Annotated in this window: 16 protein-coding genes; 8 read left to right on the top strand and 8 right to left on the bottom strand. The window is 39.7% G+C overall.

From position 1 onward, the window contains the following. The first annotated feature begins 98 nt into the window (after positions 1 to 98). A complete protein-coding gene (locus G6053_RS26485) occupies positions 99 to 911 on the top strand; it encodes a lytic transglycosylase domain-containing protein (protein ID WP_165309102.1) in 813 nt (270 codons plus the stop codon). 95 nt (positions 912 to 1,006) lie between these two features. Here the strand turns inward: G6053_RS26485 and G6053_RS26480 are convergent, their stop codons facing one another. Beyond that, on the bottom strand, positions 1,007 to 1,654 hold the full coding sequence (locus G6053_RS26480) for an outer membrane lipoprotein carrier protein LolA (RefSeq protein WP_165309101.1): 648 nt from the start codon (positions 1,652 to 1,654) through the stop codon (positions 1,007 to 1,009). A 1-nt stretch (position 1,655) separates the two neighbouring features. Next, a complete protein-coding gene (locus G6053_RS26475; protein WP_108636680.1) occupies positions 1,656 to 4,391 on the bottom strand; it encodes a DNA translocase FtsK in 2,736 nt (911 codons plus the stop codon). A 274-nt stretch (positions 4,392 to 4,665) separates the two neighbouring features. Between G6053_RS26475 and G6053_RS26470 the strand changes: the two genes are divergently transcribed. Next, the gene (locus G6053_RS26470; protein WP_165309100.1) at positions 4,666 to 5,175 is read left to right on the top strand and encodes a GNAT family N-acetyltransferase; all 510 of its coding nucleotides are present in this window, start codon (positions 4,666 to 4,668) and stop codon (positions 5,173 to 5,175) included. Between the two features lie 110 nt (positions 5,176 to 5,285). Here G6053_RS26470 and tyrS read toward each other — a convergent pair whose 3' ends face one another. Continuing rightward, a complete protein-coding gene (gene tyrS, locus G6053_RS26465) occupies positions 5,286 to 6,566 on the bottom strand; it encodes a tyrosine--tRNA ligase (protein ID WP_165309099.1) in 1,281 nt (426 codons plus the stop codon). A gap of 103 nt (positions 6,567 to 6,669) precedes the next feature. Between tyrS and G6053_RS26460 the strand changes: the two genes are divergently transcribed. Together G6053_RS26460 and G6053_RS26455 are read left to right on the top strand one after the other, a co-directional pair. Then, a complete protein-coding gene (locus tag G6053_RS26460; RefSeq protein ID WP_108636683.1) occupies positions 6,670 to 7,353 on the top strand; it encodes a hypothetical protein in 684 nt (227 codons plus the stop codon). Between the two features lie 78 nt (positions 7,354 to 7,431). Beyond that, positions 7,432 to 9,126, top strand: coding sequence for an amino acid permease (locus tag G6053_RS26455; protein WP_108636684.1), 1,695 nt, complete (start codon positions 7,432 to 7,434; stop codon positions 9,124 to 9,126). A 60-nt stretch (positions 9,127 to 9,186) separates the two neighbouring features. Here the strand turns inward: G6053_RS26455 and rlmF are convergent, their stop codons facing one another. After that, on the bottom strand, positions 9,187 to 10,098 hold the full coding sequence (rlmF, locus tag G6053_RS26450; protein ID WP_108636685.1) for a 23S rRNA (adenine(1618)-N(6))-methyltransferase RlmF: 912 nt from the start codon (positions 10,096 to 10,098) through the stop codon (positions 9,187 to 9,189). A gap of 76 nt (positions 10,099 to 10,174) precedes the next feature. Further along, positions 10,175 to 12,121, bottom strand: a complete 1,947-nt coding sequence (locus G6053_RS26445) for a KUP/HAK/KT family potassium transporter (RefSeq protein ID WP_108636686.1) — start codon at positions 12,119 to 12,121, stop codon at positions 10,175 to 10,177. Positions 12,122 to 12,380: 259 nt separating this feature from the next. Here G6053_RS26445 and G6053_RS26440 point away from each other — a divergent pair, with 259 nt between their 5' ends. Further along, positions 12,381 to 12,812 (top strand): T9SS type A sorting domain-containing protein, encoded by a 432-nt coding sequence (locus G6053_RS26440; protein ID WP_108636687.1) that lies wholly within the window; start codon positions 12,381 to 12,383, stop codon positions 12,810 to 12,812. An 82-nt stretch (positions 12,813 to 12,894) separates the two neighbouring features. On the opposite strand, the gene ispG is transcribed toward G6053_RS26440, so the two are convergent. Next, positions 12,895 to 14,898: a (E)-4-hydroxy-3-methylbut-2-enyl-diphosphate synthase gene (gene ispG / locus G6053_RS26435; RefSeq protein ID WP_206531824.1), complete on the bottom strand. Its 2,004-nt coding sequence runs from the start codon at positions 14,896 to 14,898 to the stop codon at positions 12,895 to 12,897. Between the two features lie 45 nt (positions 14,899 to 14,943). Next, positions 14,944 to 15,891 carry a DUF5668 domain-containing protein gene (locus G6053_RS26430; protein ID WP_108636689.1) on the bottom strand — a complete coding sequence of 316 codons (948 nt, stop codon included), beginning with the start codon at positions 15,889 to 15,891 and terminating at the stop codon, positions 14,944 to 14,946. 244 nt (positions 15,892 to 16,135) lie between these two features. On the opposite strand from G6053_RS26430, the gene G6053_RS26425 reads away from it, so the two are divergent. The 3 genes from G6053_RS26425 (at position 16,136) to G6053_RS26415 (ending at position 18,727) form a co-directional block, all read left to right on the top strand. After that, on the top strand, positions 16,136 to 16,870 hold the full coding sequence (locus G6053_RS26425) for an ABC transporter permease (protein ID WP_108636690.1): 735 nt from the start codon (positions 16,136 to 16,138) through the stop codon (positions 16,868 to 16,870). 9 nt (positions 16,871 to 16,879) lie between these two features. After that, positions 16,880 to 17,638: an ATP-binding cassette domain-containing protein gene (locus G6053_RS26420; protein WP_108636691.1), complete on the top strand. Its 759-nt coding sequence runs from the start codon at positions 16,880 to 16,882 to the stop codon at positions 17,636 to 17,638. A 183-nt stretch (positions 17,639 to 17,821) separates the two neighbouring features. Continuing rightward, positions 17,822 to 18,727: a class I SAM-dependent methyltransferase gene (locus tag G6053_RS26415; protein ID WP_165309097.1), complete on the top strand. Its 906-nt coding sequence runs from the start codon at positions 17,822 to 17,824 to the stop codon at positions 18,725 to 18,727. A gap of 94 nt (positions 18,728 to 18,821) precedes the next feature. Here G6053_RS26415 and G6053_RS26410 read toward each other — a convergent pair whose 3' ends face one another. After that, positions 18,822 to 20,600, bottom strand: a complete 1,779-nt coding sequence (locus G6053_RS26410; RefSeq protein WP_165309096.1) for a hypothetical protein — start codon at positions 20,598 to 20,600, stop codon at positions 18,822 to 18,824. Between the last annotated feature and the right edge of the window lie 38 nt (positions 20,601 to 20,638).

Here is a 20,638-nt window from a genome sequence, read left to right as displayed (position 1 = left end):
TTTTTAAATAAATACTCTTTACCTTTGTACCCTTGAATTTGGACCAAGCTATTTTTTGATCGATTTGATTCGTGGATAGGATAGCATTAAGGGAGTGAATGATAAGAAAGAAAGTATTATGTAGTAGTTTGATTTTGTTTGCATTATTGCTGTCAAAATTATACTCAACCCCACACAACAACACTTCTGGCGGCGATAAGATTGTTGCAACGAAGTTAGTCGAAACTCCAGCTTATCTTGGAGGCGACGAAGAGAAAAAAGAGAAAAACAATTCTTTTGAATCTTACCTGAGTTCATTGACGTTTGCTGAAGATTCATTACCGATGGATCGTCCATTGGTGGAAAGCAAATTACGCAAGTTCTTCAGTAGATTTTCATTTAAAAAAACAGGATCCTACGATATGCACAAAAAGGCGGAAATCTATTTGCCTAAAATTGCTAAGATCCTGAAATCACACGGCATTCCAGAAGATTTTAAGTACATCCCATTGGTTGAAAGTGGCCTAAGTAAGGCTGTCGTTTCATCGAAAGGGGCTGGTGGTTATTGGCAATTTATGCCAGCAACGGCGCGCTTATATGGCCTGCGGGTCAATGGTGCTGTGGATGATCGAAAAGATCTTGTGAAATCCACACATGCAGCAGCACGTTACTTAAAATATCTTTACGCTCAATTCGGTAACTGGACTTTGGTGGCAGCGGCTTACAATGTCGGTGACGGTAGTTTAAAAGGTTCGATGAGAAGGCAAAAGAAGGATGATTACTTTGCTTTGAAATTGAACAATGAGACTGGATCTTATGTGTATAAATTGGTATCCATGAAGGAAATTATTGAACATCCGCAGAAACATGGGTATTCACGTTATGCGGACAAAGAAACAGAAACGTTGGATAGAGAACCCAATATGTTCTAGATAAAAACAAAAAAAGGATTTCCCATTGAGAAATCCTTTTTTTTGTTAGTCTTATTTGACCGGAGAGTTGATCCATCCGACAGCAGACTTTATCCTTATCTTAGGTCGACAATGTCAAATCCACTGTAATTGCTTTTATTAAAAGTAAAAAAGCTGGATGCAATGGCCTTGTTTCCCTCCTGTGAGCTCAACGTGTAGGTATACCGATTGCCACTCTTATCAAAAATAGTTGTATCGTAGATCAAATTATTCGCTTTATTGATCCGTAATTTGATTTTGGAATAGTTTTTTTTACTATCAATAGGCTTCAGTTCCACAACACTCAAGCTTATTCCTTTTGCTTTTTCTGTATTAGCTAAAGTATAGTTAAAGCCTGAGGTATAGAATGTAAAGATATTGGTTGGGTTGATTTCATTTGTTGAGTTGCTCGCCTCCGATATCTCCACTTCTTTCTCTGCTTTCATGATATTCCATTGTGTTTGGGAATCTGAGATTAGAATTTGATTTTTGGTATTGACATGGTATTTGTTATTTGCCTTGTCAAGATATAAAGTGCCTGCATCACTATGTGAACTTCCGTTTGCTTGTCTGATGTCTAAAGAGAAGCCAGCCTGTATGGTCTTGTATCCATTATATTTTTGACTGACTTTGTTAAGTAACGCCTTTGCGTTATTTTGTGCATAGCTGTACTGACTTGCTATAAGTAGCAAAAAGCTGAGCACGAATCCGATTTGTTTTTTCATGTTAATTGTTTCTTAGCGTCTCCAAATACTGTTCTAATGAATATTCATCTGGATAAAGTACTTCACGTGCTTTACTCCCTTCAAATGGGCCGACAATCCCGGCGGCTTCCAATTGATCGATGATTCGTCCAGCTCTATTATAACCCAATTTCAATTTACGTTGGATTAATGATGTAGAACCTTGTTGATGCATGACAATCAAACGAGCCGCGTCTTCGAACAATTGATCGCGATCTTTTGGATCAAAATCTACGCTACCTGAACCCTCTCCGTTTTCATCAACATATTCCGGAAGCATAAATGCCGATGGATAACCACGTTGTGCTCCGATATAATCGGAGATCTGTTCAACTTCCGGTGTATCGACAAATGCACACTGAATACGTATCAAATCACTTCCAGTAGCCAGAAGCATGTCCCCGCGACCAATTAACTGATCTGCTCCGCCTGTATCTAAGATCGTTCGCGAATCTACCTTTGATAACACACGGAAGGCAAGACGTGCCGGGAAGTTGGCTTTGATTGTACCTGTAATGATATTGACTGAAGGACGTTGGGTAGCAATGACCAGGTGAATTCCTACAGCACGGGCCAATTGGGCCAACCGCGCAATGGGGGTTTCTACTTCTTTTCCGGCAGTCATCATCAAATCGGCAAACTCATCAACAATAAGAACGATATATGGTAAGAATCGATGACCCTCCTCAGGGTTTAATCTGCGATTGATAAATTTTGCATTATATTCCTTTAAATTACGAACCTGTGCATTTTTCAAAAGGTCATATCGCTGATCCATTTCGATACAAAGCGAGTTTAAGGTATTGATCACCTTTTTTGTATCTGTAATGATTGCTTCCTCTTCGTCAGGTAGCTTAGCCAAGAAATGACGTTCAACCTTTTTGAATAGGGAAAGTTCAACTTTTTTTGGATCGACAAGCACAAATTTGAGTTCAGCAGGATGCTTTTTATACAATAAAGACGTCAAAATCGCATTGATACCAACGGATTTACCCTGACCTGTGGCTCCCGCAACCAGAAGGTGGGGCATCTTCGCCAAATCAGCGATATAAACTTCATTAGAAATGGTTTTTCCCAATGCGATGGGTAGATCCATATCTGTTTTTTGGAACTTTTCGGTGGCCAGAACAGATCGCATGGATACCATTTCTGGACTTGAGTTCGGTACTTCAATACCGATAGTTCCTTTACCCGGCATTGGTGCGATAATCCGGATTCCGAGTGCCGCGAGACTTAAGGCAATGTCGTCTTCCAGATTTTTGATTTTTGATATCCGTACGCCGGGTTTCGGTATAATCTCATATAGGGTTACCGTAGGACCGATTGTTGCTTTTATACTTTCAATCTCAATGCTATAATTCCGAAGTGTATCAACAATTTTGTTCTTGTTTGCTTCAAGTTCATGCTGATTGATGGTAATTTTACCACTTCCATAATCTCGTAATAGGTCGAGCGTGGGATGTTGATAACCCGATAAGTCTAATTTAGGATCATATTGACCAAACTGGGCAACGAGATCACTTGCTGTTATTTCTTTTTCCTCTTTGATGTCTTCGACAACCAATCCTGGGATTACAGCAACTTCAAGTGGAGGTTCTGGCTCCGCTTGTGGAGCAATTGTGATGGTTGGGCTTTGGTTTTCCTGTATGCTTGGACGCATTTGTTCCGATTCATCTTCATCCGGTTGATCAATAGTAAAACTAATTGAGGGCGTACTTTCCGTACGCTCTAAGGGGCTATCATCGAAGGTGAGCACAACCTTGTCCTTTGGATCGATATGTACCTCCGGTATGGGATGATGTGTAAATGAAGGACGTTCAAGTTCTTGCTGTAAATCTTTTTCCCGACTGGATTGAAACCTTTCATTTATGGAGGTTGGTCGTTGGAAAGATTCCCTAACGGATTGAATGGAATCGTCCTCTACGTGAACCTTAGTCCTCAAACTATTTGCTGAGTAGGAACCTTCGTCGTCTTCATCTTCCATATCCTCCGATAAAGATTTGGATTTTCGATTGTTAAACAATACAAATTTAAAATCTAAGTTGTACAGTAGTATCAATGTTGTCAGGTATGCAAAGGCTAAAATACAACCAACGCCGACAACTCCAACTTGTGCCTCCAGTAATTTATTGGTCCAAAAACCAAATTTACCTTCCAACATGTGCGGTGCATCCGCCATAAAACCATGCAGGAATCCCAATGTGACTGAAATAAAAACAATAGCTACAAAAGAGTAAACTACCGTGCGGTATAATGGGAGCAGTGATTTTTTGAATAATAGCCGATAGCCCAAAATGAACAATACCGGGATAAAGAGGAAAGCGGCAACTCCAAACCATTCATACATAAACTGGTTGGCCAGTAATGCACCGAATTTTCCTAATTTATTGTCAACGACAGGTAGTTCGACAGTCTCATCGTGAATTTCTTCGGAAGAGCTAAAAAGGGTTCCCCAGCCGCCATTTGTTTTGGCGATATAACTTTGGTCATCTTCCCATGTGAAAAGATAGGAAACAAAAGCAGTGGCAAAGGCCAACGAAAGTACAATCAATAAAATCCCTAGAATTTTGACAGTCTTTTGCTGTGCATCTGAATACTCTCCGGGGAAGTTGGTTTTTTGACTTTTTTCTTTTTTAAATGTTGCCGATTCTTTTGATGGGGCACGCTTGCCAGAAACTGAATTTCCTGCCTGCCTAAATGTATTTCCTTTGTTTGACATTGAAAAGTTCACAATTATACTGCTTACAAACTTAGTTATTTTGATAGTATTTTGAAGATCATGAAGACTATTATTTTAAGTTTGTATTTTTTTCATAAACGAATAATTCCAGATAGGCTATTAAATGAATAATAGCAATGTATAACTAGCAAATACTATGCCCTGAGAAGAGATTTGCAATAAAGATTGGAGTAAATCGGAAAGAAGAGGCTGGTTTGTCTGTCTTTTACAGTTAAAGTAAATTATGTAGTTTTACTGATCAAATTAAGGCATTATGAATAAGTTTCAGATACGGAAAGCGGAACAGGCAGATAAAGGAAGGATTTGGGAAATTATACAACAGGCAATAGCACTACGCAAGGAGCAGGGCAGCAGGCAGTGGCAAGATGGTTATCCGAATGAAGATGTAGTACAGTCGGATATCGATAAAGGATATGGGCATGTGGTGGAGGCTGATGGTAAAATTATCGGTTATGTCGCTATAATTTTCGATATCGAACCTGCTTACAATGCTATCGATGGCAAATGGCTTAGTGATGGCGAATATGTGGGCATTCACCGTTTGGCCTCAGCTCAGGATCCACACGTAAAAGGTCTTGGTACAGCCATTATGCAGGGGGTGGAGGAGATCGCTGTTCTTAAGGGCGTATATAGCATTAAAGTGGATACGAACTTTGACAACGGGGGGATGTTGCATGTATTTGACAAGTTGGGGTATCAATATTGTGGAGAAGTACATTTTCGAGGGGCTTCCCGTCGTGCTTTTGAAAAGCTATTAAAATAAGTGATTATAGTGCCAAGATAACGCAGAAATCAGGTCGTTTTTGGTACCTATTCAATAAAAAAATCCTTCTGATACCGTCAGAAGGATTTTTTTATTGAATAAAGCCACCTTTAAGCAATAATCAAATAGTAGTTTTTCTTGCCTCTTTGCGCAATGATGTATTTATTATTCACTAAGCTGCTTTCAGTGATCACTTGTTCGATATCCGTTGCTTTTTCACGGTTGATGGATACACCACCGCCCTGAAGCATTTTACGCGCCTCGCCTTTTGAAGGGAAAACTTGTGTACTTACAGCCAAGAGATCGAGGATATTGATTCCCGCTTTTAGATCTTCTCTTGTTATCTGAAATTGCGGAATACCTTCAAACACATCCAATACGGCTTCGTGATCTAAGTTGTTTAAAAATTCCAATGTACCATTGCCAAAGAGAAACTCAGAGGTTTTGATTGCTGTCTCGTAAGCTTCTTCGGAGTGTGTGCGGATGGTGATGTCTTTCGCTAATGCTTTTTGGACAATGCGTAAATGTGGTGCGGCATCATGTTCGGTGATGATCGCCTCGATTTCCGTCTGTGGTTTAAGTGTAAAGATCTTAATCCAATTTTTGGCATCGTCATCCGAGGTGTTTAACCAAAATTGGTAATATTTATAGGGTGAAGTCTTCTTTGGATCTAACCATACAGCTCCAGATTCTGTTTTTCCGAATTTTTGACCATCTGCTTTTTTAATCAATTGCGTCGTAATGGCGTAAGCTGTTCCCTGATCTTGACGACGGATCATTTCACTTCCTGTGACAATATTCCCCCATTGATCAGATCCGCCCATTTGTATTTTACAATTATGGTGCTTCCACAGATAGTAAAAGTCATAACCTTGAATCAATTGATAGGTGAATTCCGTAAATGATAGACCATTATCTCCTTCTAAACGTTTTTTTACCGAATCTTTTGCCATCATATAGTTGACGGTAATCATTTTACCGATATCACGAATAAAGTCTAAAAATTTGAAATCTTTGAACCAATCGTAATTATTAACCATCTGGGCATCATTTTCGCCTTCTCCAAATTCAAGAAATTTGCCTAACTGTTTTTTTAGACAAGCAACATTATGCTGTAGCGTTGCTTCGTCAAGTAAGTTACGCTCTGCAGATTTGAAAGAAGGGTCCCCAATCATTCCGGTTGCACCGCCAACCAATGCGACCGGTTTATGCCCCGCATTTTGGAAGTGGATCAATGTCATGATTTGAGTTAAGTGTCCTACGTGTAGAGAGTCTCCTGTGGGATCAAAGCCAATATAGCCAGCGACTTTTTCTTTATTCAGTAAGTCTTCAGTTCCAGGCATAATATCTTGCAACATGCCTCTCCAACGTAATTCTTCTACAAAGCTCATTGTTAAATGGATTTAATTTTTTAATTTACAAGATGCAAAGATAGGAGATTAAGCGTATATTGAGCGAATAATTCCATATAAAAGCACACGCTAATAAGCTAATATGAATTTTTTGTCACATTTTTATTTTGAGCGGTTTGCAACCAATCCCGAGCGAATTGTCGGTGGATTGTTGCCCGATTTATTAAAAAATGCAGATAAAACTTTTGTGCTCAAACCCAGGCAATATGAAAATGAATTGCTGGATAATCCCTTGCTGGAACAACTTTATATCGGTTGGAACCGTCATATAGAAGTCGATCGTCTTTTTCATAATTCAACGTATTTTTTTCATCATACCCATCAGTTAAAGTTGCAGATACAGTCAAGCTTGCAAGGATTACCTATTCGACCTTCCTTTATGGCGCATATTGCTTTGGAGCTCTTATTGGATCATATTCTGACACAGCAAAGGGCTGTTTCCATTGATAAATTGTATGGTGCAATGTCTCAAGTGAACGAAGATGCTGTGCGAAAATTTCTGAAAATAAATCAATTAAGTGATATTCCTAAATTCGATAGATTTTACCATCAATTCATTGAGTGGAAATATCTCTATGATTATGCGCATATGGAGAAGATTGCAGGTGCACTTTTCAATATCTGTAAACGATTGTGGCAATTTGAAGTTCAAGAGAATCAGCGGCAATTGTTGACAGAACAATTGGTTTCCTATTTACATCATCATATGGGGGATTACCAAGAAATTTACCAATATATTCATTACGAATTAGTCGACTTTAAATAGTCTGCCAAAAAATACCAATAGCATAAGACTTTGAAAATATTTATTTTCGCATAATTTTACGCATAAAACTAATTTTACATGTCACATAGACTTTTTCGGAAGAAAAGTGTTGATCAGATCCTACTGGATACCCAAAATGAGGGTGGAACTGGCCTCGCGAAGGTTTTGGGGGTAACCGATCTGGTTTCATTGGGTATAGCCGCTATCGTGGGCGCTGGAATTTTTAGCACCATCGGGTTAGCGAGTTATGAAGGTGGACCCGCTGTTTCTCTGCTCTTTATTTTTACCGCTTTTGCCTGCGTGTTTACGGCTCTTGCTTATGCGCAGTTTGCAAGCACCGTCCCTGTCTCTGGGTCGGCCTACACCTATGCTTATGTGGCTTTTGGCGAGTTGTTCGCCTGGATTATAGGCTGGGCACTGGTATTGGAATATGCGGTTTCGAATACGGTCATTGCTATATCTTGGTCACAATATTTTGTTTCCATGCTGGAGGGATTTGGCTTGCATATACCGGCCTGGCTTTCCATGGCTCCGGGTTATGCCTTTGATGCAGTAGATAAAATGAATCAGCATGGCTTAGCAAACCTTACAGCTATTGATCAGCAAGGGCTTGCAGCATTTAACAGTGCGCCGCGAATTGGTGGAATGCCCATTATATTTGATTTGCCAGCTGGGGTAATTACTTTTTTGGTCACCTGGCTTGTCTATATAGGCATCAAGGAATCTCAAAAGGCGAGCATGATTATGGTGATGATTAAAGTGGGAATAATTCTGGCGGTTATTTTTGGGGGGATATTTTATGTAAAGCCTGAAAACTGGACTCCTTTTGCACCAAATGGCCTGGAGGGCGTCCTCGGAAGTGTTGCTGCCGTATTTTTTGCTTTTATCGGATTTGATTCGATCTCCACAACGGCGGAGGAATGTAAAAATCCGCAACGCGATCTACCTAAAGCCATGATTTATTGCTTGCTGATCTGTACGGTCCTATATGTTGCTATTACCATCGTGTTGACTGGAATGGTCAACTATACTGAACTGAATGTAAAAGATCCTTTGGCTTTTGTATTCAAGTATGTTGGATTTGACCATATGGCCGGCATTATATCCGTGACATCGGTTATTGCGATTACAAGTGCACTTCTGGTCTATCAACTGGCACAACCAAGGATCTGGATGACCATGAGCAGGGACGGGTTGTTGTGGAAGAAATTTGCGACGATTCACCCGAAATACAAAACGCCTTCCTTTGCTACAATTGTAACAGGGCTCGTAGTAGCTATTCCTTCGCTGTTCTTCAAGATGGATTTTTTTGTTGACTTGACAAGTGTAGGAACATTCTTTGCATTTATATTGGTCTGTGCAGGTGTGCTCTACATGGATTATTCTGGATTATCGGCCAAATCCAAATTTAAAGTTCCCTACATCAACGGAAAATATCTAGTAGGTGCGGGACTAATTATCGCGATTGTTTGTGTCGCTATTTATGGCCAGAATATATTAGACGAGTGGAAGAAATCTTCACTTTTGGAAATTTTGGAACATAAAATGTTGGTAATCATATTTTGGTTAACATGGTTAGGTTTGAGCATTTATAGCTTTAAAATGAATTTCTCTCTCCTGCCTGTTATCGGGATACTGATTAATCTATATCTAATGACTGAACTCGGTGCTAGTAATTGGATTATTTTTGTGATTTGGTTGGTAATTGGTCTAGGGGTATATTTTATGTATGGTTATAAACACTCCAAGCTAAATAGATCAGCATCTGCTTAGAATTGGTATTATGATGTTTTAAATAACAAAGGAGCTATTATTCGATAGCTCCTTTGTTATTTAAAATCTCCACAAAAGGATTCGGCTTACTTTGTTGCCTTGTTCCATACGGATAACTTCAGATTCTTTTACATTGATTTTCTTTAGTTTATGCTGCAGAAAGCGAACATCTTCACGGTGAGCAACTAATGAAGAAAACCACTTCACCTGATCTCTATAGAACTGACTTTCAAATATCATACGTGTCAAGAAAGCTTTTTCCCCTCCGTCGCACCAGAGCTCACTTCCTTGTCCTGAAAAGGTTTGGACAACGTTTGTCTCATCTATTTTAGCATCTTTTATACCGGTAGTTTTACGTACAGATTGTTGTAATGCCTCCGTTTGGGAACTAAAGAAAGGTGGATTGCAGATGATCATGTCAAATTTTTCATCAGGAAGGATGATGTCTTTGAAAATTGCTTTTGGATTGTTTTGTAACCGTATTTGGATATTCTTTTTTAAACTCATATTGGTACGGGTAATCTCAATAGCGTTTTTATATGCTTTTTTTATAACCTCAGAACCAACAAAACTCCAGCCATATTCCTGGTGACCAATAATGGGATAGATACAACTGGCTCCCACACCGATATCCAGCACCCGTACCTTTCCTCCTTTTGGAATTTCACCGTTGTTATCTCTGGCAAGCACATCAGCAACATAATGAATATAATCTGCTCTACCCGGAATAGGAGGACAGAGATTTTCCTTTGGAATGTCCCAATGTTGGATGTGGTAGTATTTTTTAAGAAGTGCTTGATTTAATATTTTAACAGCTTCCGGATTGTTAAAATCAATTGTTTTGAGTTTATAAGCATTTACCGTAACAAAATCTTTTAAGGAAGGTTCGATTTTGCTAAGTTCGTCAAAATTGTAGTTATCGAGATGTCTATTTCGAGGGTGTAATTTCTTTGTTGGATTAGCGTCTGCCATGTTATAATATTTGCAACAAAAGTAATGCAATTCTATTGAATAAAAAAGGTGATGCAGAAGCATCACCTTTAAAGACTTAATCTTTTCGTATGAGATGAACTTCCGATGTCTGCGGAAAATTCAGCGGAACTCGCTCAATGGTGACAAAACTGGAATCTAAACCGAATCCTTTTTCTTCGGATAAACTCATTTTTTTCAGGTATCCATAAATGTCCATAATCACTTTCTCGATCCAGGACATCTGATTCGTTTTGGATAATACCTTCTCCAGCACGACAAATTTGAAATCTCCCGGAATATTATGTTTACGGAGGGTCTCGTATTGGCTTGTAATATCAATTTCGCCTTTTTTAACCATATCTTCAACGACTTTTCGGAAAAGTAGACTGATACGCTGTTCTTCTCTAAACCCTAATTTAAAGTCAATGCGAATCAGTTTTCCCGGGATAAGTTGATCAATGGAGTATTCTCTTGTATGTGGGTGATCCATCACATCGACGTGGACTAGCCAATAGACGTCGGCACGCTTCGGTTTTTTATTGATGATGGAATAAATAATCTTAGCTTCAATTTCAGATTTGAAATTCGCACTGGTCAGGTATACCAAATGTGAGGCAAAAGGCGGAACGGACTTGTCTTCGCTCAATTCCGAAATAATTGGATAGTATTTATTGATATTGATAAAATTAACAAAACGATTTTTAATCTTACGTGCGGTATACCAACAGTACATTGTGCCAAACAAAGCAATTGCCAATAGTAGCGTTAACCAGCCTCCATGCGCAATTTTTACACCATTACCAACCAAGAAGGTTAATTCTATCACAAAATAAGCGACCAGGAAAATGCCGATGAGCACACGATTTACTTTTTTCATGGCAAGGAAATAGCCCATTAAAACTGTTGTCATCAATACCGTTAGATTGATGGCAAGGCCATAGGCGGCATCCATTTTACTTGATTCTTCAAACACCCAGATAACGATCATACAGCCAATCCAGAGGATTAGGTTGATCGATGGGACATATAATTGCCCTTTATGTTCGCTTGGGTAGCGGATAGCAACCTTGGGCCATATATTTAAACGTACAGCTTCTGAAATCAGCGTGTATGATCCGGATATCATCGCCTGACTGGCAATTACGGCGGCAATGGTCGCAATAGCAATACCGTAACCGACAAACCAATCTGGCATAATGGAGTAAAACGGGTTTTCACCCCCTAACACCCGGCCTTCTTGTGTCAGTAACCATGCTCCCTGACCAAAATAGTTCAATATTAATGTAATTTTGACGTAGATCCAACTGATACGAATATTTGCTTTACCGCAGTGACCCATATCCGAATACAACGCTTCTGCACCTGTCGTACAAAGAAATACTGCACCAATTAGGAGTAGCGAGTGCGGATAGGTTATTAAAATATGAAAAGCGTAATAAGGATTGATCGCTTTCATTACTTCTGGTGCCAAATGGATATGCGATAAGCCGAGGACGCCAATAATGGTGAACCATATTGTCATCAATGGGCCGAATACTTTTCCCACAACCGAAGTTCCAAACCGTTGAATAATAAAAAGTAACGAAATAATTGTTACGACAATCGGCACTGTTGGCAGGCCCGGAAATTTGATATCCAAACCTTCTATCGCAGAAGATATTGTGATGGCTGGTGTAATCATCCCATCAGCTAATAATGTCGCTGCACCTACCATGGCTGGAAAAATTAGCCATGGTGCTCGCTTACGAACTAAAGAGTAAAGTGAAAGAATTCCACCTTCACCTTTGTTGTCCGCGCGTAGCGTGATCCAGACATATTTGATGGTCGTTTGCAGTGTCAGTGTCCAAAAGACGCAGGAAAGGCCGCCCAAAACCAGGTCTTTTTGAATGGCACCCTGTCCCATGATTGCTTTGAAGACATATAGCGGGGAGGTTCCGATATCTCCAAACACGATTCCTAAACTGATCAATAATCCGGCGAAACTCACCTTATTGATGCTGTTGTGATGACTGTTATCTGTCATTTAAGTATTATTTTATTTCAAAATATAATGCAAAAATATACTTTTTACTTATACTTTAAGCATATGCATTTTCTGCGCCAAATTTTAGCATTTCATTTGACATGTACAATAGCTGTTAAAATTTGTTAAAAGAATCTTTTGATACCTCGTTTCACTAAAAAACTTTTAAACAAAATAGTAACTTTGTTGTTGATAATTCAAATAGTTAGCGTTATATTTGATTAAACCGTAACCAATATTTGAAGTCTAATTTAACACTATGGGGAGAAATCTACTTAAAGCAGCTTATTTAACACTTATTACCGCACTGATTTTGTGCAGCGGGGTAGCTCAGGTGTATGCAAAGTCTCCTGATGGCTATACTTATTTGCAGACTACTGGGAGCCGTAATGAAGAATTTGGTGATAACACAATCAAGGATACGGAGAAACTGATTAATAACGTTAAGGTATTTTATAATCCTATTGCCGAACAGGTCAATCTTTCATTTAAATTGGCCAAATCATCTAGTGTGTCCATTAAAGTTATGGATGCGCTAGGAAACGAGATTCTACAGCTGATGAACGGAAATCTTGATGCTGGTATTCAAAATCTTTCGTTCGAGCATGGGGGCAAATTGACAACTGGATTTTATTTTGTGCGTGTAGTTGCCGGATCAGAGACGGTGGTAAAGAGATTTTCTGTCCGTTAATCCGTGGAAAAAATTCGATTGATAAATCGACATGATTAAAATAAAAAAACAAGGGGATCATTTGATCCCCTTGTTTTTTTGCTTATTCTTGGACTTCATCAATCCAGCGCCCATCATCTTTAATGATCTTGATCAATTCGTCCAATGCCTGCGCGGAGCTTACATTTTTCTTGACGACTTGCTGGCCTCTGTACAAAGTCACTTTATCGGGGCCAGCGCCCACGTAACCATAATCTGCATCAGCCATTTCACCGGGGCCGTTCACGATACAGCCCATAATGCCAATTTTCAAGCCTTTGAGGTGATTGGTACGACTCCGAATCATTTGCGTGGTCTCCTGAAGATCGAACAGGGTCCTTCCGCAGCTTGGACACGAAATATATTCTGTTTTTGATATCCTTGAACGGGTCGCCTGTAATATACCAAACGAAAGCGATGCAATATTTTCCAACGGTGTGGCCGGAGAATCAATCCATATGCCCGAACCTAGGCCATCAATTAATAAAGCTCCCATGTCTGTGGCAGCATATAACTGTATTTTTGAGATAGGTTCCTCTGGATTCATAAACTCGCCCACAGGTCCTGAAAAATCCGATTGCCGATAGGATCTTTTGATAATGACAGGATTATCAATACCGAATTCCTGTAGATTTCGGAAAAATTGACGTTGATCAGCCATTCCGTGTATGTGATCAGTTTCCAAAACAAATACGACTGTCTTGTCTAGAGGCAATGTCTCAAATAGTGGGCTCGTTAAATCCGTATTACGTATTTTTACCATGTTCAAAACACGGTCCTTATTGTCCGTTTGGATAAATTCTTCCAATGTATAGAGCGGATGGATATTTGTTTTGTCCTGAAGTTTAGACCAGGTCATAAAATTATATACCTGTTTTAGATTTGCAGGCATATTAAAGGAAGGCAATTGATCGCCTAGATAGACAAAATCTACGGATTGCTCCCCCATATGATACTTATCCAAAAGCATATCATAGCGGTAACCAACTTTTGTAAGAATTTGGGCGTCTTTTAGATTCTCATTTGAAATATCTGTCACAATCCGGGGAACCAGCGCCCCCCCAACGAAGGTATTGACCTCTTGACTCTGATAGGGGATAGTCGGGCTATCTGGGGAGAGTTGTACGATTTCTTCTTTTGATTGACTTAAGCTGGCTTTTCGTTTGCTATACCTATTAACCAATGCGATTGCTACCGGAGCTTCACGTTCAGGCTCCTCGGTCAAGGAAACCCTTACCGTATCTCCAAGTCCGTCTTCCAATAAGGTACCTATTCCTACTGCGGATTTTACACGGCCATCTTCTCCATCGCCTGCCTCGGTTACACCAAGGTGTAAAGGATAGTTCATGTTTTCAGCAACCATCTTTTCAACCAGCAAACGGTAGGCTCTGACCATCACCTGTGGGTTGGAGGATTTCATTGAAATACAGAGGTTATGGAAACTAAGATCTTCACACATCCGGATAAATTCCATCGCAGATTCGACCATTCCTTCAGGGGTATCTCCATAGTGGCTCATGATCCGATCTGAAAGTGAACCATGATTTGTACCGATGCGCATGGCAGTACCATGCTCTTTGCAGATCTTTACTAAAGGAGCAAACTTTGTATTGATGCGTTCCAGTTCTAACTTATATTCATCCGCAGTATAGGAAAGCTGGTCAAACTTCTTCTTATCCGCATAATTACCGGGATTAATCCGGACTTTCTCTACAATCCGGGCTGCAACTTCAGCCGCATTTGGTGTAAAGTGTATATCTGCCACCAAGGGGACCTGATAACCTCTTTTTCGAAGTTCGTTTTTTATATTTGCTAGATTCTGGGCTTCTTTTATGCTAGGGGCCGTGATACGAACATATTCACAGCCCGCTTCTACCATTCGAATGGTCTGTTCGACTGAACCGATGGTATCCATCGTATCCACAGTAGTCATACTTTGAATACGAATCGGGTTGTCTCCCCCCATAGGGACGTCGCCGATCTGAATTTCCCTGGTCTTCCATTTCGAATATTCTACCTTGGAATTACAATAGATTCCCGGTAAAGTCAACATATTACTTGTGTTCATATATAACACAAAGTTAGCTTTTCTTGACTAAAAATCTGCTGTCAATTAATATCTTCTAATTTTTATTGATGTGATCCCGCCGTTGATGTCAAAATCGAATTTTTGTGTTGCTGTATCGTAATTTGTGGATTTAACCTGTCCTTCACTTTTTAAGAAATCGCCCTCATAATCTGTGGAAGATAACGCATTATCGCTGTTGATGCGGCATGCTGCATTTTTAGGAATTGCGATTTCGATCGAAGATGCACCGGCATCCATAGCTATTTTTGTTGTTGCCAGAGGTTGTCCAAGTTTTAATTTTAGACTTGTCGCTCCGGCATCAATATCCAATAGCTCAATTTTATAAGCTGAAAGATCCAAATTGGCATCAATTGCCCCGATATCAAAGTTCAGCTTCCATACGATAGTTGGATTGAGTGCGATATGCGTATTGTTGTTTTTACTATTAAAATCTTTGTCTTTAAATTTGCCTTTTAAGTTAATATTGATCTTATCTGTAGATTCCCCACGCGTGGTCATACCTAGAAGATAATCATCAGATGTGTTGTAAGCGGTAAATATTGCAGAAGTTGTCGCGCTATCGTTCTTTAATGATGTTGCTCCGAGATCAATGTCTAGCGATGCACGTTGGATTTTATCGTCCAAAGGAACCTGTAGTTTTTGTGTTGTATATGCGGTCTTATCGTTTGGATCGTCCATATCGATTTGCACGCCTTTATTTTTTAGCAGTTGCGTTAATAAGGGCTCTTTTGGGGTAGATAAACCGATATAAGTAAGGAATCCCAAGATGACTACTGTCGCGCCGATAGCAATAAACTGTCCTATTTGTTGATCTTTAGGGACCAACATACGGATTCCTGCGAGTACAATAAATAAAGGCCAATATCTGAAAATTCCAACCCAATTAAAGGATATGCTATTCAGTTGGGATAATAATAAGACAATCCCTATGAAAAGAATTGTAATTCCAGTTGTTATACGTTGTGTGTTCATGACTAATTCCGTTTGTTATATACCCCAAAAGTAAATCGCTTTATTGGACACTGTATGAAAGATTAGGCTATTATACATAAAAATTCGGTAAATGTGACGAAATGGTCGGTAAGTAATTTCGTTTTTCTCCCACTTTTTAGGTTTTTGCTTGTTTATATATTTGACGGAATTAATTACCTTTAATGGATACGTGGGCCAAACATAAAGTTTGGTGCCTGTAATATACAGAATTTAAATTGATAATATGATTTTTCATCACATTGGTGCTTATCTTATACTGCTCAAGTCGGTCTTTAAAAAACCAGAAAAAGGGCGTATCTATTGGAAGGAGACCATACTGACCATGACCGATATTGGAATAGGATCTTTGGGACTTATTGTGATCATTTCAACTTTTATTGGAGCGGTAATGACCATGCAGATTGCTTTTCAGATGGTTTCCGACCTTATTCCCAATTCGATTATAGGTTCTATTAATAGGGATTCAAATATTTTAGAGTTGGGACCTACGATTTCGGGATTGGTATTGATGGGGAAAATAGGCTCATCAATTTCTTCTCAAATTGGTTCTATGCGCGTAACGGAGCAGATTGATGCTTTGGAGATCATGGGGATCAATGCCCCGGGCTATCTCATATTGCCTAAAATATTGGCCGGTGTGACGATGATTCCCATGTTGGTTATTATCGCCATCGTTTGTGCTTTAGTGGGGGGGCTACTAGGGGGCTCACTATCCGGGGCTGTAACACCTGCAGATTATATTTTAGGTATTCAAGATAATTTTAATGGCTTTACAGTCACTGTAGCGCTCGTAAAAGCTGTTGTGTTCGGTTTTATCATTACGTCAGTATCGGCGTATAAGGGATATAAAGTGAAAGGTGGGGCGCTCGAGGTGGGACAAGCGAGTACCGAAGCTGTTGTGGTCGGCTGTATTACCATTCTGGCAGCAGATTATGTAATTACAGCATTAATGCTTTAAAAAGATCTTATGATTGAAATTGAAAATATTAACAAGTCTTTTGGTGAGAACCATGTTTTAAAAGGAATCAGTGCAAATTTCGAACCCGGAAAAGTGAGTTTGATCATTGGTGGATCCGGTTCGGGAAAAAGTACCTTATTAAAATGTATCGTTGGATTGCATCATCCCGAAAAGGGTAAGGTACTGTTTGACAATAGCGATTTCACCAGGATGAATTTTGAAGAACGCGTACCGATCCGGAAAGAAATCGGGATGTTATTTCAGAATTCAGCCCTGTTTGATTCAATGACGGTGGAGCAAAACATTATGTTCTCCTTGGATATGTTCACAGATATGTCTAAAGCCGAAAAATTAGACCGCGCGAACCATTGTTTGGAACAGGTTAACCTGGAGGGAAGAAACAAATTATTCCCCGCGGAACTATCTGGAGGAATGAAAAAACGTGTTGGTATCGCGCGAGCGATCAGTATGAATCCCAAATATCTTTTTTGCGATGAACCAAATTCAGGTTTGGATCCTGAGACCTCTATTGTAATTGATGAATTGGTGCTTAAAATTACCCAGGAACTGAAGTGCACAACAGTCGTCGTAACCCACGACATGAACTCTGTTATGGGGATCGGTGAGTATATTTTGTTTTTATATCAAGGGCAGAAATTTTGGGAGGGGTCCAATAAAGATATGATGCGATCCGATGTTGAGGAATTAAATAATTTTGTATTTGCAAGCCCATTGATGAAAAGCGCCAAAGCTTCTATGGGGCAATAAACGGTGAGATAATAAATATATTTACATTTATCATGGATTTTTGGTGATTTGTCCTATACTGAAGATCCTGGATTACATGTATTTTTCTGCTGTTTTGATGTGGGGAATTTCCATTTCCAAAGAGGATGGGCAGAAGCTAAATTTCAATATAAAAGAAATTTAGCTTAGTTTTGTCGCAAAATTTTGATTTTGGCAACAACGAATATACAACTATTGACCCCACAACATTGGAAAGACTATGAGCTTATTGACTGTGGTGATTTTGAGAAATTAGAACGCTTTGGGGATCTGATATTAATTAGGCCGGAGCCACAGGCAGTGTGGCCCAAGGCATTGAGCGATGCAGAATGGAACAAACGTTATCATATCAAATTCAAAGGGCGTTCGGCTACTTCTGGAGAGTGGTTGAAAAAAAATCCAAAAATCCAGGACCGTTGGCATATCCAATATAAAAACGATGATGTCGCGATCAAATTCAGATTGGGATTGACATCGTTTAAGCATGTTGGAATATTTCCCGAACAGGCTGTCAATTGGGATTATATTTCGGAATCTGTCCGTTCCTTCAAAACTGAAAAACCCAAAGTTTTAAATCTTTTTGCATATACGGGAGGTGCTTCATTAATAGCGAAGGCCGCGGGAGCAGACACAACACATGTCGACTCTATTAAGCAAGTGGTCACTTGGGCTAATGAAAATATGGAAATTTCCAATCTGGATAATATTCGCTGGGTGGTTGAGGATGCATTGAAGTTTGTCAAGCGCGAGCTAAAAAGGGGAAATACGTATAATGGTATTATTTTGGATCCACCAGCATACGGACATGGACCAAAAGGAGAAAAATGGAAGCTCGAAGACCATATTATGGAGATGATGACAGAAGTGGTTCAATTGTTGGATCCCCAAGAGCATTTCCTGATCTTAAATACCTATTCATTGGGCTTTTCTTCGGTCATAGTGGAAAATTTAATAAAAACTGCTTTTCCAAAAGTAGAAAATTTAGAAATTGGCGAGCTTTTTCTGCAAGCTACTGCAGGACCAAAACTTCCACTGGGAGTTTTTGGGAAATTTCGTAAAATTGCACGGTAAATTTTGCCGTTGAATAAACAGGAATATTTATTAATTCAATAAACGCGGTAGGTCCACAGGACTGCCGCGTTTACTTTAGCTCCCAATAGAATGCCTATATGTGAAGATTTTTTAAACGGATGGTTGCAAGCTCCAGCTGTAAGGGTATGGCTTCCAGTGTGCTTTTGGGAAGGTAGGAGAGCTGATCCTGTAGTTTATAATAATAATCTATTCCTGCCTGTAATTGTGCTTTGAATTTGGCAACATAATTTATTTTTTTGTCATTGAATTTATCTTTATTGTCGCTGATATATTTTTGGATATGATCGATGTAAAGGTTTAATTCATTGATCAGCACAAATGGCCGATCCGAATGCTCCAGTATTGATACGCGGCCGTAAATATGGTCAATCATCTGTTTTAAAGAATATTGTTTTTTGAACCAGTACAGATTTGGCCCCGGACAAATGGAAACAGCTGTCTGCTCCTTTTTTCGTTGGATATTATATTTGAGATAAGCTGGGGTAGCCAGCCCTTCACAGAGGCAGGTCTTTTCGGTGATGTTATCGAATGCTTTGTTATATTCTTCAGTCGTAAGTTGCTGTCTTTGCAATTCCAGGATTTTTTGATGTTGGTAAGCGCGCGAAGCGGTGCAGATCGGTTTTTCTCCAAACTCCCGATTGGCGATCAGATATTCCTTTTTGCAAGGGCTTCCGGGCCTTCCTTTTTGGATACGTTCCAATCGTAACTTTTCGGCGCTGCTGGGTCTAAAATTATTAAACGGTACGCCTAAAGGGGAAGCTCCGCTACAGTAGAAATCTGTTTGTTCTGCTTCTGCCAGTGCTTTTAACGTCTCATTGTCCACAGTAGTAGCTTCCGGAACCATTAAAAATGGAGAGCCCCAGCCCACAGCATCAAATTCGTAGTAATTCAATAGAAATTGATGTTCCGTGGCGGTGCCTATACCACCTTGTACGGTATATTTGATCTGTGGTGAATCGGCCAACTGTAAGCCCCGTCCTAGCCAATAGTCCTGATAAATTGTGAAGAGCTCCGCTTGTAAACTTTGTTTTTTCGCCTTGAATTCTTCCAAAATGGGCCCCAATAGAAAACCATCTGTTGCAAAAGCATGTCCACCGCAATTTAATCCAGACTCTACCCGGAACTCAGAAACCCAGACTCCTCTTTTTGCGAGATACTTTGCCTGGATAAGGGATGATCTAAAATCGCTGACTTTTAAAACGACCTTCTTGTCAAAGCTGCTGTCAGCCTTTGGGAAAAATGCCGGTAATTCAGCAAGATAGGCATATAAATGGGGGTTCATTCCTGCGGAGAGAATGACTGAGGAGTGTAATGTGGAATTAGCAAATCCGCGTAACGCGGCTAAGGCATCTGAGTAGTGCTGCGCTAAAGGAATACCATTCTTATAATTTATTTTGTCCACTTTGGACATAATATTAACATTGATGTCTCCGGGTTTCAGATAATTGATCAACAGATCTTGAAGTTCTGTTTTGATCGCGCGATTTGTTTCAATTTCCATCGCGTGATAGATCGGTTTTGAGGGATGAGAATCCGGTAAAAGCTGGAAGTATTTGGTCAATTCTGAATTTTCGGTAAAGGATTGATGTTTCAGGGAATTTATCTGCCTATTGACCACCTGCTGTACGAGATCGAGATAGGCGGTGATTCTATTTGCACGGAAATCTTCTTCCGTTGTGCAGATTGGATAATAAGGAATTTGATATTGTCCGCAGTAATAGCGGCGCATGCGCTCGATGAGCTCGTCGTCAACAATGGACATTACGGAAGAAATTCCGTATTGTGCAACCTTGATTGCCGAGTCTATTGAAAAAGCTAGCCCCAATACCGGGATATGAAAAGTGTGCGTCATTCTTAAATAGTTCTTTTACGAAATAATCAAGAATAACG

The organism is Sphingobacterium sp. DR205 (genome assembly GCF_011064245.1).
Classification (GTDB): domain Bacteria; phylum Bacteroidota; class Bacteroidia; order Sphingobacteriales; family Sphingobacteriaceae; genus Sphingobacterium; species Sphingobacterium athyrii.
The sequence above is the reverse complement of the archived record's forward strand: the minus strand, read 5'-3'. Positions and strand labels throughout refer to the sequence as shown.

What these genes read in the sequence shown, in the direction of transcription:
- G6053_RS26410 (WP_165309096.1), bottom strand. Translation starts at nt 20,600, where the DNA reads ATGACGCACACTTTTCATATCCCGGTATTGGGGCTAGCTTTTTCAATA.
- G6053_RS26485 (WP_165309102.1), top strand. Translation starts at nt 99, where the DNA reads ATGATAAGAAAGAAAGTATTATGTAGTAGTTTGATTTTGTTTGCATTA.
- G6053_RS26420 (WP_108636691.1), top strand. Translation starts at nt 16,880, where the DNA reads ATGATTGAAATTGAAAATATTAACAAGTCTTTTGGTGAGAACCATGTT.
- G6053_RS26430 (WP_108636689.1), bottom strand. Translation starts at nt 15,891, where the DNA reads ATGAACACACAACGTATAACAACTGGAATTACAATTCTTTTCATAGGG.
- G6053_RS26445 (WP_108636686.1), bottom strand. Translation starts at nt 12,121, where the DNA reads ATGACAGATAACAGTCATCACAACAGCATCAATAAGGTGAGTTTCGCC.
- G6053_RS26440 (WP_108636687.1), top strand. Translation starts at nt 12,381, where the DNA reads ATGGGGAGAAATCTACTTAAAGCAGCTTATTTAACACTTATTACCGCA.
- G6053_RS26480 (WP_165309101.1), bottom strand. Translation starts at nt 1,654, where the DNA reads ATGAAAAAACAAATCGGATTCGTGCTCAGCTTTTTGCTACTTATAGCA.
- ispG (WP_206531824.1), bottom strand. Translation starts at nt 14,898, where the DNA reads ATGAACACAAGTAATATGTTGACTTTACCGGGAATCTATTGTAATTCC.
- G6053_RS26460 (WP_108636683.1), top strand. Translation starts at nt 6,670, where the DNA reads ATGAATTTTTTGTCACATTTTTATTTTGAGCGGTTTGCAACCAATCCC.
- G6053_RS26475 (WP_108636680.1), bottom strand. Translation starts at nt 4,391, where the DNA reads ATGTCAAACAAAGGAAATACATTTAGGCAGGCAGGAAATTCAGTTTCT.
- G6053_RS26470 (WP_165309100.1), top strand. Translation starts at nt 4,666, where the DNA reads ATGAATAAGTTTCAGATACGGAAAGCGGAACAGGCAGATAAAGGAAGG.
- G6053_RS26425 (WP_108636690.1), top strand. Translation starts at nt 16,136, where the DNA reads ATGATTTTTCATCACATTGGTGCTTATCTTATACTGCTCAAGTCGGTC.
- rlmF (WP_108636685.1), bottom strand. Translation starts at nt 10,098, where the DNA reads ATGGCAGACGCTAATCCAACAAAGAAATTACACCCTCGAAATAGACAT.
- tyrS (WP_165309099.1), bottom strand. Translation starts at nt 6,566, where the DNA reads ATGAGCTTTGTAGAAGAATTACGTTGGAGAGGCATGTTGCAAGATATT.
- G6053_RS26455 (WP_108636684.1), top strand. Translation starts at nt 7,432, where the DNA reads ATGTCACATAGACTTTTTCGGAAGAAAAGTGTTGATCAGATCCTACTG.